This is a genomic window from Sphingobium tyrosinilyticum, from assembly GCF_042654265.1.
Lineage (GTDB): Bacteria > Pseudomonadota > Alphaproteobacteria > Sphingomonadales > Sphingomonadaceae > Sphingobium > Sphingobium tyrosinilyticum.
Genome location: NZ_JBHSFZ010000015.1, coordinates 1 through 14,064 on the forward strand (window position 1 = coordinate 1; position 14,064 = coordinate 14,064).

General features: G+C 60.9%; 12 protein-coding genes. 8 read left to right on the forward strand and 4 right to left on the reverse strand.

Translation table 11 applies throughout. The features are described 5' to 3' along the window. Positions 1-679 (reverse strand): Crp/Fnr family transcriptional regulator (locus tag ACFO3E_RS08805; protein WP_380803874.1); only part of this gene is annotated, 679 nt, incomplete at its 3' end. Positions 680-836: 157 nt separating this feature from the next. Here ACFO3E_RS08805 and ACFO3E_RS08810 point away from each other — a divergent pair. Further along, positions 837-1,253 carry a BLUF domain-containing protein gene (locus ACFO3E_RS08810; protein WP_066530256.1) on the forward strand — a complete coding sequence of 139 codons (417 nt, stop codon included), beginning with the start codon at positions 837-839 and terminating at the stop codon, positions 1,251-1,253. Positions 1,254-1,421: 168 nt separating this feature from the next. Here the strand turns inward: ACFO3E_RS08810 and ACFO3E_RS08815 are convergent, their stop codons facing one another. After that, positions 1,422-2,528: an extracellular catalytic domain type 1 short-chain-length polyhydroxyalkanoate depolymerase gene (locus ACFO3E_RS08815; RefSeq protein WP_380803877.1), complete on the reverse strand. Its 1,107-nt coding sequence runs from the start codon at positions 2,526-2,528 to the stop codon at positions 1,422-1,424. A 344-nt stretch (positions 2,529-2,872) separates the two neighbouring features. After that, positions 2,873-3,313: an SOS response-associated peptidase family protein gene (locus ACFO3E_RS08820; RefSeq protein ID WP_380803880.1), complete on the reverse strand. Its 441-nt coding sequence runs from the start codon at positions 3,311-3,313 to the stop codon at positions 2,873-2,875. 203 nt (positions 3,314-3,516) lie between these two features. Between ACFO3E_RS08820 and ACFO3E_RS08825 the strand changes: the two genes are divergently transcribed. From ACFO3E_RS08825 to ACFO3E_RS08855, 7 genes are all read left to right on the forward strand, one after another. Then, on the forward strand, positions 3,517-3,762 hold the full coding sequence (locus ACFO3E_RS08825; protein ID WP_380803882.1) for a type II toxin-antitoxin system VapB family antitoxin: 246 nt from the start codon (positions 3,517-3,519) through the stop codon (positions 3,760-3,762). Continuing rightward, a complete protein-coding gene (locus ACFO3E_RS08830) occupies positions 3,762-4,151 on the forward strand; it encodes a type II toxin-antitoxin system VapC family toxin (RefSeq protein ID WP_380803885.1) in 390 nt (129 codons plus the stop codon). Before ACFO3E_RS08825 ends, ACFO3E_RS08830 begins: the two co-directional genes overlap by 1 nt. Before the next feature lie 84 nt (positions 4,152-4,235). After that, positions 4,236-4,853, forward strand: coding sequence for an SOS response-associated peptidase (locus ACFO3E_RS08835; protein WP_066530268.1), 618 nt, complete (start codon positions 4,236-4,238; stop codon positions 4,851-4,853). Then, on the forward strand, positions 4,853-5,275 hold the full coding sequence (locus tag ACFO3E_RS08840; RefSeq protein WP_380803888.1) for a DUF1810 domain-containing protein: 423 nt from the start codon (positions 4,853-4,855) through the stop codon (positions 5,273-5,275). Before ACFO3E_RS08835 ends, ACFO3E_RS08840 begins: the two co-directional genes overlap by 1 nt. Before the next feature lie 223 nt (positions 5,276-5,498). Next, a complete protein-coding gene (locus tag ACFO3E_RS08845) occupies positions 5,499-6,155 on the forward strand; it encodes an ImuA family protein (RefSeq protein WP_380803891.1) in 657 nt (218 codons plus the stop codon). Beyond that, positions 6,073-7,881, forward strand: a complete 1,809-nt coding sequence (locus ACFO3E_RS08850) for a DUF6504 family protein (protein ID WP_380803894.1) — start codon at positions 6,073-6,075, stop codon at positions 7,879-7,881. Before ACFO3E_RS08845 ends, ACFO3E_RS08850 begins: the two co-directional genes overlap by 83 nt. Further along, positions 7,881-11,141, forward strand: coding sequence for an error-prone DNA polymerase (locus tag ACFO3E_RS08855; RefSeq protein WP_380803897.1), 3,261 nt, complete (start codon positions 7,881-7,883; stop codon positions 11,139-11,141). The genes ACFO3E_RS08850 and ACFO3E_RS08855 overlap by 1 nt, the downstream gene beginning before the upstream one ends. A 340-nt stretch (positions 11,142-11,481) precedes the next feature. Here the strand turns inward: ACFO3E_RS08855 and ligD are convergent, their stop codons facing one another. Further along, entirely contained in the window at positions 11,482-13,995 is a 2,514-nt protein-coding gene (gene ligD, locus ACFO3E_RS08860; protein ID WP_380803900.1) for a DNA ligase D, read from the reverse strand. Positions 13,996-14,064: the final 69 nt, after the last annotated feature.

Consider the following 14,064-nt stretch of genomic DNA (forward strand, 5'->3'; position numbering starts at 1 on the left):
TGATCGAGGAGACGCCGCCGCTACAGATTACACCGAAAGCCGCCTGATCGATGCGGCCCGAGGCCACACCCCAATTACACCACGTTGACGGACGCGACCGACCCAGCGCATCACCAAGCTGCTCCTGAGTGAGTGGAAGATGGATCTCGGATCGGCTTCCTAAGCCAGCATGTTCCTGCTTCAGTGCAAGTTCACACAACAGATGGGCAAGTCTTGCTCGCGCATCGCGCCGACCTATTCTGACGACCCATTCTTGGAAAACGGAGGCATCAGCGAGTGAGTCAATCCAGAGGGCCTCAGCCACAGCCGGGCGGGTACGTGTGAGCCTTAGAACCGCTGCGACCGGAATATCGGCAAGCTTTGCGGGTGTGACCAGTTGAACGCTTTGGTCGGCACCATGTAGCATCGAAAAATGGAGATCGACAAAATCGCCTTCCATATGAAAGCCGACAATCTGACGACCGCCATCGTTCACTAACCTGTACCGCTGCGCAAAGCCGCTCAAAAGGATCGTGCAAGATGTAGGGATTTGACCGGCACGGATGATGTGCTGGCCGGCCGTCATTGCCTTTGTTGTGAAGGGAAGCGCAACAATGGCTTCACGGTCAGTGTCCGACAGTTCCGCTCTGTCGCTGAGCTTTGCTGCAAGTTTTCTCAGCGGGTGCTTTGCATCGACCAACGACTTACCCTATTTTATCATCGACCAACAACAGCCTCTTCAACTATCATAGGGAATAAAAGCAGCTACGCGCACTAATGTAGATCAAGCCACTCCATTAAGCAGAATTGACCTTGGCACACGGGCGCAATTGCCAGACTAAGTAAGTAGGGGAAATATGCCGTTACAATCTCTCATATATGTGAGCGATAGCACCCTATCTGCCGCGGCCGTAGAGGGTGAGATTGATGCCATCATCCAAGTCGCGCGAAGCAGAAATGGCGATCTAGCCGTAACGGGCGCGCTGATGTTCACCCATAGCAATTTCGTGCAGGTCCTGGAGGGCTCGCCTACAGCATTAGATGAATTGATGGCGAGCATCAAAAGAGACAGTCGCCATGAGAATGTACGGGTGCTCGAGGTGGAAGCTCTCACCTCTAGGAGGTTTACTGATTGGGCAATGGCCTATGTAGGTCCTGCTTCGTTGGTTGAACCCCAACTGGCTCCGCTTGTGAAAGCGGACGGGAAGATCAACCCGTTCGCAACTCAGGAGATGATTTCGCTACTCCAATCTTTAGTATCTTTGGGACAATAGGCAAGTTATCGAAATGTTTCACAACAATCCGATGGTCCCGGCAGATATCTACGAGTTGGGAGATGCGTGAACTCAACATAGGTTTTGCCCGATGGGCAAATCTTCCTTTCTCACGAGTTTTCCCCTCGGTTCGTCACTAGCTTCTATCGGCATGCTTGGAGGTTTTTGTCAGCGCATGAGGCCAGCTGCGCGCAAGGCATCCTCGATGATCTTCTCCACGTCTGTCTTCGCGGCAGGCGCGGGCTCGGCGGACGGCAATCGCTCCAGCTGCGCCGTCTTCTCGGCGGGCAGAGTCGACGTCGCATCAGAAGAGCTCCCGTCGAGCAATTTCCAGGTCGCGGCCATTCTGCGGGTTGAGGAGATGCCAACCTCCAGCATGTGCGGCATCACGGTTCCGCAGGCATCTCGCCCGGTTGTGGCGAGTGGGGTGCCATGGCCCATCCCGGTTATGCGATAGTCCTCGATCACAGTCCGCCCTGCTTTATCCATCCATCGGCGGTGGGGATGGCTGCCGACCATAGCGGTGGTGCTCGGCCTTCCGTCCAGACCATGAACTGAAAGCCATTGCGCCAAGATCGCATCCGCATTGATATCAGAGACAGTCGCATCGGCTGTTCCGTGCCAGATGGAGATGCTGGGCCACGGACCGGAATGACCAACGGCACGTCGCACTCGATCACCCAGTTCAGCGCCGCTGTGCCGGCCTGCTCCGCGCATTGCCTCCAGCGCCTGCGACACATTCGATGCCGCGCCGTACGGCAGGCCTGCTATGATCGCTCCTCCCGCAAAGACCTCCGGGTAGGTCGCTAGCAGGATAGATGCCATTGCGCCGCCTGCAGACAGACCTGTGACGAAGATGCGCGACGCGTCTATGTCATAGGTCTCGACCATCGTAGCGATCATCTGACGAATGGACAGCGCCTCGCCACGATCCCGGGCAGCGTCCGCCGGCGAGAACCAGTTGAAGCAGAGATTGGGATTATTGCCCGGCTGCTGCTCAGGAAACAAGAGGGCAAAGCCATGTTCATCCGCCAGTTGCGACCAGCCTGAACCCCGGTCATACCCCGCCGCCGTCTGGGTACAGCCGTGCAGAACGACAACGAGGGCTGGATGTCCCCTAATATTTTTCGGCACATGGGCTTTCGCTCTCAAGGCACCGGGATTGCTACCGAAACCGGCGAGGTCCTTCAAGCGGCCTTGAGGCTCCTTTGCCGAGGCCGCGGACATGGGATGCATGGCTGCCAATTGGGCGATCGTGGCCGATAACTTCTTCATGGGCTGATCTCCGGTCCTCAATGCTGCCGGGCAGCCATTATGGGGCCGCGTTTGCTGCACTGCACAATATGGATGTTCTCTCGGCATGCACAAGCCCCTCATCCGTGGTTGTCCCTTATCGCGGCCTCTCTTTGACCTCAGTGACCAATTTCCCAAGCCAATCGTCGATATGCGATGTTCCGATTGACACAGCGCGGCGCCGTTGAGAGGATACGTACCGTCGGCTTGGGCTCTGATACGTGCTGGAACTGAGCCCCAATATGTCAGAACCCCGGGATACGACCTGCCCAAGCGAGAGGCCGACCACCTGCCTAAACACCAGACGCTTCTGGTGCGCCTTTTGCTTAGAACGCGAGGTTCGTCAGCACCGGCTGCGTCAGTATTTCCTCGAGGGCGAACATGCCCGCAGGCGGGGTCACCAGCAGTTCTTCCTCTGGCACCGTGAAATCGAGCCACTCCTGCGCAGCGCGGCGTTCGATGATCGCTCCATGTCGGGCCTGGTAGCGGATCACCTCCGGATTGGCGTCGACCGTGAGGATACGGTAGCTGACCGGCCAGCTACCCATGGGCGGCTCCCAGAAACCGGCGAGGTAGAAGAAATTGCCGTCCTGCCTGAAGGCACGAAATTTCTTCTCGCCATTGCGGATATGGAATTCTGACGCCGGTACCAGGCAGCGGTTGCTGGGGAAGCGCTTTCCTTCAGCACGTATGAACTCGTAGGAGATGCCGTCGCTGAACTGGGGATTGGAACCCCAGATCGCCTCGATCATCTCAATTTCAGCCATGTCATCAGGGTTTCGCCTGATGATCGCGCGCCGGCTTCCATGCGCATCGGGGTCGAACGGAGCGCCCTTCAAATCCATGCCCAGAACATAAACGGAACGTCGATCGGTATCAAGGTCCGTTGAAACGATCAGTTTTCTGCCTGTCCATGTGTAGCTGCTCAGCTCATATTCAGGGAGATATTCTCCTCATCGGAGGAAATCCCATGCCGCTTTATGTGAAGAATAATGAAGTGAACCGCATGGCAGAACGCCTCGCGATGCTGCAGAAAGTAGGCAAAACTGAAGCTATCCGCCGTGCTCTGCGACACGAGCTCGAGCGCGAGCAACAAATGCCGTCGCTGGTGGAACGCGGTTTGGCGTTCGCCCGTTCGTTGCGGGCAAAAGCCGGACCCGATGCGGGACGGGCGGCTAACAAGAAATTTATCGATAGCCTCTATGGTGAACCATAATGTTCGTGGACGCGTCTGCTCTCACATCGATACTAGCGCACGAAAGCGATGCTCCGGAGTTGTTGGCTCGCCTTCAAAAGGCGCGCGTTCGCCTCACATCCCCCTTGGCGGTGGGGGAGACGGTACTGGCAATTGCTCGAATTCTCGACCTGGAGCTTCGTCACGCCCACCAAGCTGTGGATGAATTTCTTGCCCTTGCCGAAATTCAGGTCACAGCCGTACCGCCAGAGGCCCGCAACCACGCCATCGACGCCTATGATCGCTACGGGAAGTCACGGCACCCGGCCTCGCTCAACTTCGGCGACTGCTTCGCTTATGCCTGTGCCCGGATCGCAGGTGTGCCCCTCCTCTACAAGGGCGATGACTTTCCCTCCGACCGAACATCGTAACAGCATAGAAGGCACGCGTGCGGTCAGATCAACCGCATTCTTTGGATAGCCGAAGCGAGAGGCGCAACTGGTGAGGAGCATGCGATGTGCAATGACTACCGCCTGGAGGTCGATATCGCCTCGATCGCCGAGGATTTTAAAAACCTGCAGATCAGGATCAAAATGCCTGAAGGCGCACCCAATGTGCCGGCGCGCGAGGACATCAAGATCACTGACATGGCGCCCATCGTCCGTTCCATCGAAGGTGAACGTGGTGTGGGCGAACTGGTCAATAGACGGTGGAGTTGGCCGGGGCCCAAGGGCAAGCCGGTCTATAATTTCCGCAGCGAGGGTCGCGCGTTCAGTTCGCACCGCTGCCTGATCGTGGCCGATGGCTTCTATGAATTTACCGATCCGGCCGACCCCACACGGAAGCGGCGCGACAAGTGGCTGTTCACGTTGAAGGATCACCCATGGTTCTGCATTGCCGGCATTTGGCGAGAGAGCCCCGCTGGCGAGGCCTTCACCATGCTCACCATGGATGCCGGGCCCGACGTTGCGCCCTATCATCATCGCCAGATCATCCCGCTGACCCGTGACCAATGGGCCGACTGGCTTGACCCGACAGTTCCGGCCAGCGAAGTGCTTCGCTGGCTGCCGCAGGGGAGCTTGCCCGTCACCCAGGTCTATGGCGCTCCGCCCGCGCAGGGAGCGCTTGTTTGATGATCACCGATGCAACCCTCGCGCGCTTCGTCGAGGCGCAAGCCCACGTCTATGACACGGCTTTGGCGGAAATCCGGACAGGTGCAAAGCGGTCGCACTGGATGTGGTTTATCTTCCCGCAGCTTCGTGGTCTGGGCCAGAGCCCGACTGCCAATTATTACGGCATTGCCTCGCTCGCGGAAGCCCGAGCCTATCTCGACCATGCTTTGCTGGGTCCGCGCTACCTCGAATGCGTGACGGCGCTGCAGGCGCTTGCGAGCCAAGACCCCATCTCAGTCTTCGGTTTGATCGATGCCAGGAAGCTGCGCTCCTCTTTGACCCTGTTCGCGTGCGCCGACCCTCAGCCGCTTTTCGCTGACGCACTGGACCGCTGGTTTGACGGTGAGCGGGATCCGGCAACACTGCAAATGCTGAAGGGCTGAGCAGAGAGACACGCCAAGAGGCTAGAGCAACAGGATTCATCAGCCTTGACGAATCCCGTGGAACAACGGAACATAAAGGGAACATCTGAGTCGATATGTTCCCATGCCCAGCCCCTCTCCTTCTCTCGATCAGCATCAGGTGGATGCTGTTAAAGCGCTTCGCGCGAACCTCGGGCAGAGTTGCGCGGTACACGTCCCTTCGCTGCCTTTTGGGGTGCCGGATATGGACGACCCGCTTGCCGACCATGGCCTCCATGGCGCTGGTCTGCATGAGATTGCCGCGGCCTCGGCAACGCTGAACGACGATGCCGCCGCCACGCTCTTTATCGCGGGCATCGCCGCACGCTTCGCGGCCCGTAAAAAGGCAGATATTTTCTGGGCCTTGAGCCGTTTTGACCTTTATGCGCCGGGTCTTGAACAGGTGGGCCTTGGTCCCGACCGGATTTTCTATGCGCAAGGGCTGAAAGACAGCGCGGTCCTGGCCATGGCGGAGGATGCCCTGCGCGATGGATCGCTGGCCTGCGTCATTGCGGAGGTGAAGGCGGCTGATCAGACGGCGACGCGCCGGCTGCAGCTTGCTGCCGCTGACGGTAAAACGCCGATGCTCCTCTTCCGGCGCCACCGTTTGCGCGAACGATGCCCTTTGATCGGCCTCTCCTCGGCGATGACGCGCTGGCGGATCGGCTGCGCGCCATCAGAGCCCCTGCCTCATCCCGGTATCGGCCGGCCGCGCTGGTCGGTCGAGCTCGTCCGGCAGCGCAATGGCAATCCCTTCTCTCTTGAATTGGAAGCGTGCGATGACACGGGTCGCCTCGCTCTACCTGCCCCAGCTCGCCATCGAGCGGCTGCGACGGCTAGAGCAACCAACCGAGCCGCTTGAGCACGTCACGGCCGGGCCCCGCTTCGCGCCGCCGGTCGACGATGATCCGGGTGCCTGCTCCGTGCCGCGCGGCGGCGGCTGGCGTCCCGGTGCGCGCTGGGCCCGCGACGGGGTGCTAAGACATAAACCTATTGAGGCCGAGATCGACGCCTTGCCGGCGCATCAGCGCCCGTCCATGCGCGAGATGGGCCGACGGAGCGAAGCGGCCCAGCATCCCTTCCGGGCCATGCCTGCCGATGAAGGGGGCGGGTCAGTGTCAACGCCTGCGATCGGCTGGAGGCGCTTGTGGGGCAGGCCAACCATCCTGATCTCTCGCACGGGGCAGCGCGACATCGTCACCTCCGCCTGCCCAGTCGCGCTCGAACTCGGGCTTCGCCCAGGCATGGCGGCAGCCCACGCCCGCGCGCTGGTGACAGAGCTCGACGTCCGTGACGCTGAGCCGGACGCGGATCGCGCCTGGCTCGATCGGCTTGCTCTTCATGCAGTCGCTCACTGGACCCCGACGGCGAGCGTCAGCGGGGAGGATGGGCTTTGGCTGGATCTCACCGGCACCACCCATCTCTTCGGCGGGGAGCAGCGCTTCTGTCGACGACTGCTGCGCTTCCTTGAACGCTTGGGCTTTACCGCCAGCATCGCGATCGCCGGGACGCCAGGCGCCGCACATGCGCTGGCACGCTATGGGGGCGAAGCGGTGAGGCTCTTACCATCTGGAAAGGAAACCGAAGCGCTAGCCGACTTTCCTCTGGCAGCGCTGCGTCTTGAGCCTGAGGCGCTGCAGGGGGCCGCCCGGTTCGGGCTTGAGCGGATCGCGGACCTATACCCCATGCCGCGCGGACCCCTTGCCCGGCGGCTGGGCCTGAGGGCGGTGCAACGGCTCGACCAAGCGCGCGGCATTGTGGCAGAACCCCTAGTCCCGATGGTGCCGTTCGAAGCGCCACGGGTGGAACGCCGGCTGCTTGAGCCGATCGGCACGGCAGAGGCGATCATTCAGGTGATCCTCGATCTCGTCGATGACCTTGTGATCATGCTGCAGCAACGCAGCCTTGGCCTGCGCACCGCGCATCTTGCCTGTTTGATTGTCGATGGGAGCGACCAGCACATCGCCATCGGCACGGCCCGGGCGACGCGGGAGCCCATACATTTGAAGCGCATGTTATCTATGCGCGTCGAGCGGATCGATCCGGGCCTCGGTATCGAGGCGATGACCCTCACCGCCGCGCGCGTCGAAGCGCTGACAGTCCAGACGATTGAGGCTGGCCTCGGCCGGGATGAACGGCCGCCCGACGTCGCGCCGCTCGTTGATCAGCTTACGGGCAGGATCGAGCCGGACAGGCCCTTCCGCCTGACCTCCCATGAGAGCGATGTGCCCGAGCGGGCGGTGCGGCGGATCGGGCCGCTGGCAAAACCGTTGGGCTGGCCGCGCTGGAGGCGGCCGGTCCGGATGCTCAGGCACCCTGAGCCTCTTGTCCATGTCGTCGCCCTGATGCCCGACCATCCGCCGCGACGCTTTACCTGGCGAGGAAAAGCCTATCGTGTCGTCGCAGGCGACGGACCCGAGCGCATCCATGGCGAATGGTGGCGTTCGCGTGAGGAGCTATGGGCGGTGCGCGATTATTTCCGGGTCGAGGCGGAAGATGGTGGTCGCTTCTGGCTGTTCCGCCGCGGCGATGGGGTCGATGAGCAGACCGGTAATTTAAGCTGGTTCATGCACGGGATCTTCGGCTGATGGCCCGCTATGTCGAGCTGCAGGTAACAAGCCACTTCTCCTTCCTGCGCGGCGCCTCCTCGCCCGAACAGCTTTTCTCCGCCGCAGCGCTGCTGGGGCACACGGTACTCGGCCTTGCCGATTGGGGCAGCGTTGCAGGCGTGGTGCGCGGTTGGGACGCACAGAAGGTGACCGGGGTGCGGATGATCGCCGGGTGTCGGGTCGGTCTGCGGGACGGGCGCACCCTCCTCCTCTATCCCACCGATCGCTCGGCCTGGTCTCGCCTGACCCGGCTGCTTTCCATCGGCAAGGCCCGCGGGGGCAAGGGCTTTTGTCTTCTCGACTGGGCCGACGTCGTCGCCCATGCTGAGGGGCAGGTCGCGATCCTCGTACCTGATCTTCCCGGCAACAGCATGCTGTCCAATTTGGCCGAGTTGCAAGAGGCGTTTGGCGCCCGCGCTTATATGGCACTATCGCTGCGCCGACGGCCGGGAGACATCGCCCGGCTGCATGGGCTGGACACGATGGCCCGCGCCACGGGCGTGCGCAGCGTTGCCACCGGCGATATCCTCTATCATTCGCCGGAGATGCGACCGCTGCAGGATGTCATGACCGCGATCCGCGAAAAGACCAGCATCGATGCCCTCGGCTTCAGGCGCGAGCGTTATATGGACCGCAACCTCAAAGCGCCCGAGGAGATGGAGCGGCGCTTCGCTGCCTTCCCCGACGCGATCGAGGCCAGCGCGGATATTGCCGATCAATGCCGGTTTGACCTGGGGGAGATCCAATATCAATATCCCTATGAGCAGGTGATGGAGGGCCGCACCGCGCAGGAGGCGCTGGCCGCCCTTACTGCAGAGGGCGGCGCGCGCATGTTCCCCACCGGGTTGCCGCCGCTCTATGCGCAGCAGATCGACCATGAGCTCAAACTGATCGAGCAACTGGGTTACGCCCCCTATTTCCTGACAGTAAATGCGATCGTCGCTGAGAGTCGGCGGCGGGGCATTTTGTGTCAGGGGCGGGGCTCGGCCGCCAATAGCTGCGTTTGTTTCATGCTGGGCATCACTTCGATCGATCCCATCAAGCATGAGCTGCTCTTCGAGCGCTTTGTATCAGGCGAGCGCAAGGAGCCGCCCGATATCGACGTCGATTTCGAGCATGAGCGGCGCGAGGAAATCATCCAGTGGATCTACCAGACCTATGGCCGGACCCGCTCGGCGCTGACAGCGGTGGTGACCCGCTATCGCACGCGCGGCGCTGTCGCCGAGGTGGGCAAGGCGCTGGGGCTGCCACGCGACTTGACCAAGATGCTCACCGGCCTCGTCTGGGGGTGGTCGATTGACGGCATCACCGACCAGCAGATTGAGCGCCTCAACCTCAATGCCGATGATCATCGGCTGAAGCTGACGCTGGAGCTATCCCGCCAGCTGATCGGCACGCCCCGCCACCTCTCCCAGCATCCCGGCGGCTTTGTGCTGACCCAGGACCGGCTCGATGATCTCGTGCCGATCGAGCCAGCGCGGATGGAAGACCGGCAAATTATCGAATGGGATAAGAATGATATCGATGCCTTGAACTTCATGAAGGTCGATGTGCTGGGCCTTGGCATGCTTGGTTGCATGAACCGCGCCTTCAATCTGCTAGGCGAGCATAAGGGCATCAAGAAGACGATGGCCGACCTTCAGGATGATGATCCGGCCGTCTATGCCATGATCCAGCGCGCCGACACGCTCGGCGTCTTCCAGATCGAGAGCCGCGCGCAGATGTCGATGCTGCCGCGGATCAAGCCCAAGGAATTTTATGATCTTGTCATCGAAGTCGCGATCGTCCGCCCCGGGCCGATCCAGGGCGACATGGTGCATCCCTATCTGCGCCGGCGCGAGGGCAAGGAGGTGCCCGAATATCCTAAGGACGAACTGAAGGCTGTTCTGAAGAAGACGCTGGGCGTGCCGCTTTTTCAGGAACAGGCGATGAAGGTCGCGATCGTCGGCGCCGGGTTCACCCCCGCTGAGGCCGACCAGCTGCGACGTGCCATGGCGACCTTCAAGCTGACCGGCGGAGTCAGCCATTTTTACGACAAGTTGGTGAACGGCATGATCGCGCGCGGATATCCCAAGGACTTTGCCGAGCGGACCTTCAAGCAGATCGAGGGGTTCGGGAGCTATGGCTTCCCCGAAAGCCATGCAGCGAGCTTCGCTAAGATCGCCTATGCCTCCTGCTGGATGAAGCATCATCATCCCGATGTCTTCTGCGCCGCTTTGCTGAACGCCCAGCCCATGGGTTTCTATGCGCCGGCTCAGATCGTGCGCGATGCCCGCAACCATGGTGTCGAGGTTCGGCCAGTCTCCATCAACCACAGCCATTGGGATTGTACGCTTGAGCCCGCACGCGGTCGCACCAAGGCCGTGCGGCTCGGGTTTCGGCAAGTACGTGGGCTAGCCAATAGCCATGGCGCTGCGATCGCCGGGGCACGCGGGCCGGCGCTGTTCGAGAGCGTTGAGGAGGTCTGGCGCCGCTCCGGCGTACCCCGCGCTGCGATCGAACGGCTTGCAGAGGCCGATGCCTTTGCCTGCATCGCCCAGGACCGGCGCCAGGGGCTTTGGAGGGTCAAGGGACTGGGCGAAGCCCCCCTCCCACTCTTTGCCGCTGCGGACGCGCGCGAGGGCAGATTCTCACCTGAAGGCCAGGAAGCGCCAGTCGCCCTTCAACCTATGACCGAAGGCCGTGAGGTGGTGGAGGACTATCGCTCGCTCCAGCTCTCGCTGCGCAATCATCCGCTCACCTTCCTTCGTCCCGAGCTTGAGGCGATGCAGATCGTGCGCTGCGCGGATCTCAGGTCCATCCGCGATGGCCGCAATGTCGAAGTGGCAGGTGTCATTCTAGTGCGCCAGCGGCCCGGGTCAGCCAAGGGGGTGCTATTCGTCACGATCGAGGACGAGACGGGGGTCGCTCAGGGCATTCTCTGGCCTGACCGGTTCGAGATCTATCGGCGGCAGGTCATGTCCGCCTCGATGATCGCGATGCGGGGACGGCTGCAGCAGGAGGGCGAGGTGATCCACATCATATGCGATAGGATCACCGATCATGACGCGATGCTGCGCTCGATCGGGCGGACCAAGTTCAGCGTCACGCCCGGACGGGGTGATGGCGCTAGTCATGGCGGGGGCCCCGATCCACGCGATCCCGCGTTCCCTCGGGGACGGACTTTAGCCTCACCGCCTTTCGGGACAATCACGGAGCCGGACCAGCTTTTGCCTATCCGCAGCCATGATTTTCATTGAAAAGAAGATAAGCCATCAATAGCCAATTAGCCGCAACGGCCCTGTAAAGAATGGCGGCGCTATTCTTGAATAATTACCAGCCCCCCATGTCACGGAAGTTTATAACACCAAGAATCCCTAGAAGGACAAGGCTGAGAAACACCGATATGAGTAGCGATCCCAGGCACCCAAACTTGCTCGAAAAGAAAAAGAACATCAGCTTCTCACCCATTAAGCTAATCGACAACTAGCAGCATTCGCCGCCGTTCCAGTAAGCCGGAGCAGAGGCCTTAAAAATTTCCGGCTGTCTAGCAGCTCAGCTGGATGCTCAGGCACTGGAGCGACACGAGAAGCGCCGCCATCAAAGGTCAGGAAGGATCTGATCAGCCCTGCCCCAATGAAAAAGGTCCTTCGAGCTGGCGCGCTTCAGCAGTTCAGCGCCATTGCCGATATGCCAATGCGCGGGACTATCCAGGTCCCGCAATTCTTCCCATGTGAGGGGCGCTGCTACAGGCGCGAACGGCCGTGAGCGTGCACTATACGGCATGACTGCGGTCGCGCCGCGCTGGTTACGCAGATAATCGATGAAAATGCGTCCGGTGCGCTTTGCCTTTGCAAGGGCAGCGGTGAAGCGGGCGGGCTCGGCCTGTGCAAGGGCCATGGCGAAGCGGTGAGCGAAATCTTTCACCTGCGGCCACTCGGCCGCGGGGGTAAGCGGCGCAATCACATGGACGCCCTTGCCGCCCGTCACCATGGGAAAAGTGACGAGCCCCATCTGCGCCAGCACATCCTTCACATGGAAAGCGGCTGAGACCACATCCTTGAAATCGAGGCCTTCATCGGGATCGAGATCAAAGACTAGCCGGTCAGCTTTTTCGACATCCTCAATCCGGGCTCCCCAGCCATGAAACTCGATCGTGCCCATTTGTACGCAGGTGAGAAGGCCCGCTGGCGTATCGACGAACAGATAGGGCTCTTCATGCCCATCCTTCTCCCGAATGGCGACATGCTTGACCGCCTCCCCGAAGCTGCCGGCATCATGCTTCTGGAAAAAGCATTTCTTGTCCCTGCCCTGCGGGCAACGTACCAGGCTGATGGGGCGACTGCCTGCCCATGGCAACATGACCTCTGCCACCGCTTCATAATAATCTGCCAGCAGCCCTTTGGTGAGCTTGCCCTCTGGAAAGATCACCCGCTCGCGATTGCTGATTTTGACGCCGCTGCCGACCGGCGCGCAGGTGACGATCTCTACCGGCGCCTCAACCTCAAGGACAACGGCCTCAGGCTTCTTGTCCTCTCGCAGGCCAAGATAGCTCGGATGCCGCAGCACCCCTTCATCTGTAAATTCGATATAGGCAATTTCGGCGACCAACTTTGGCTTTATCCAGTGCGCGCCGCGGACAGCTGGGCGCGGCGCCTCCACGGTAGCGCTCTCCTGCTCGAGGGGCGCCATCAATGCCATGAGACGTTCGATCTCGTCGCCTGTAAATCCTGTGCCGACCTTGCCGGCAAAGCGAAGTGTGCCTTCTTCATTCACTCCGAGAAGCAGCGAGCGAAATCCGCGCTGCTTGTCCGAGGGCGTCCAGCCGACGATCACAAATTCCTGGCGCCGGATGCACTTGGTCTTGACCCAACTGCCTGACCGGGACCCCGAGTAGCGGGCGTCAATCCGCTTGGAGATGACGCCCTCGAGGCCTGCGCCGCAAAAGCTGTCGAACAACTGCTCGCCCCGCCCGACAATATGATCGGAATAGCGCAGGTGACCAATACCATCCCCCAGCAAAGCGGCCAGCATCTCCTTCCGCTCGGTGAGCGGCCGCTGCGTGAGATCTTCACCGTTCAATTCAAGGAGGTCAAAGGCAAAGTAGTCGATCTTTCGGGGATTGCCTTTGAGGGCGGCCTGAAGAGCCTGGAAGCTCGTGCGGCCATCGGGCAGGAGCACAACCGCCTCACCGTCGATCAGGGCACTGGACATGTCGAGTGTGAGCGCGTCGGCAATCAGCGCGGCAAAGCGATCGGACCAATCGAGCCCTGAGCGGGTATAGGCACGCCCCTCACCCCCGCCAACCGCGAGAAGCGTGCGGTAACCGTCATATTTAAGCTCGTGCAGCCAACGATCGCCCGGGGGCACATGGTCGACCAGCGCAGCGAGCTGCACGGGTCGGAAGGGCGGCAGCTTTCCGGTGGCATTGCCCTTTTTTGCCGCCACCCTTGTCGCTGTCCTGGGCGAGCTCGGAAGTGCCGTGGCGGCCTTCGCACTCTTGCGCTTCGCCCCCTTTTTCCCCGCTGCAATTTCCTCCATGGTGCGACCGCTTTCGATGCTGGTGAGATGGGTGCCAACCAGGTCATCTGACCCTCCCGCGAATTCATCCTTCACCTTGCGGAGGATCCAGTTCTCGCCCTTCTCCTTGCCGCGCGGCTTCAGGCGGAAGAGGATCCACTCGCCCTGCATCCGGCGGCCATGAAGGATGAAATGGAGATGACCTTCAGGCAATGTCCGCCGCGGGTCCTTTCCGGGGATCGACTCCCACGTGCCATTGTCCCAGAGCATTACCGTCCCGCCGCCATATTCTCCTTTGGGGATGGTGCCCTCGAACCGGGCATAGTCGAGCGGATGGTCCTCGGTGCGCACAGCCAAGCGTTTATCATCAGGATTAAGGCTTGGCCCGCGGGTCACGGCCCAGCTGACAAGCACATCGTCGAGCTCCAGGCGGAAATCATAATGGAGTCTGGTTGCGGCATGTTTCTGTACGACAAAGCCGTTACCGGTGGACGGCACGCTCGCGCCTGTGGGCTCCGGAGTCAGCGCGAAATCGCGCTTTGCGCGGTATTTCGTCAGCTTTTCGCCGGCTTGATTGGTTTGCGCCTTTGGCATGCGGTTCCGTCTGGTGAATGTCTCTCTTCAATCCGCAGACATGGAGCCTGTTCCCAAACGCGCGGCGCA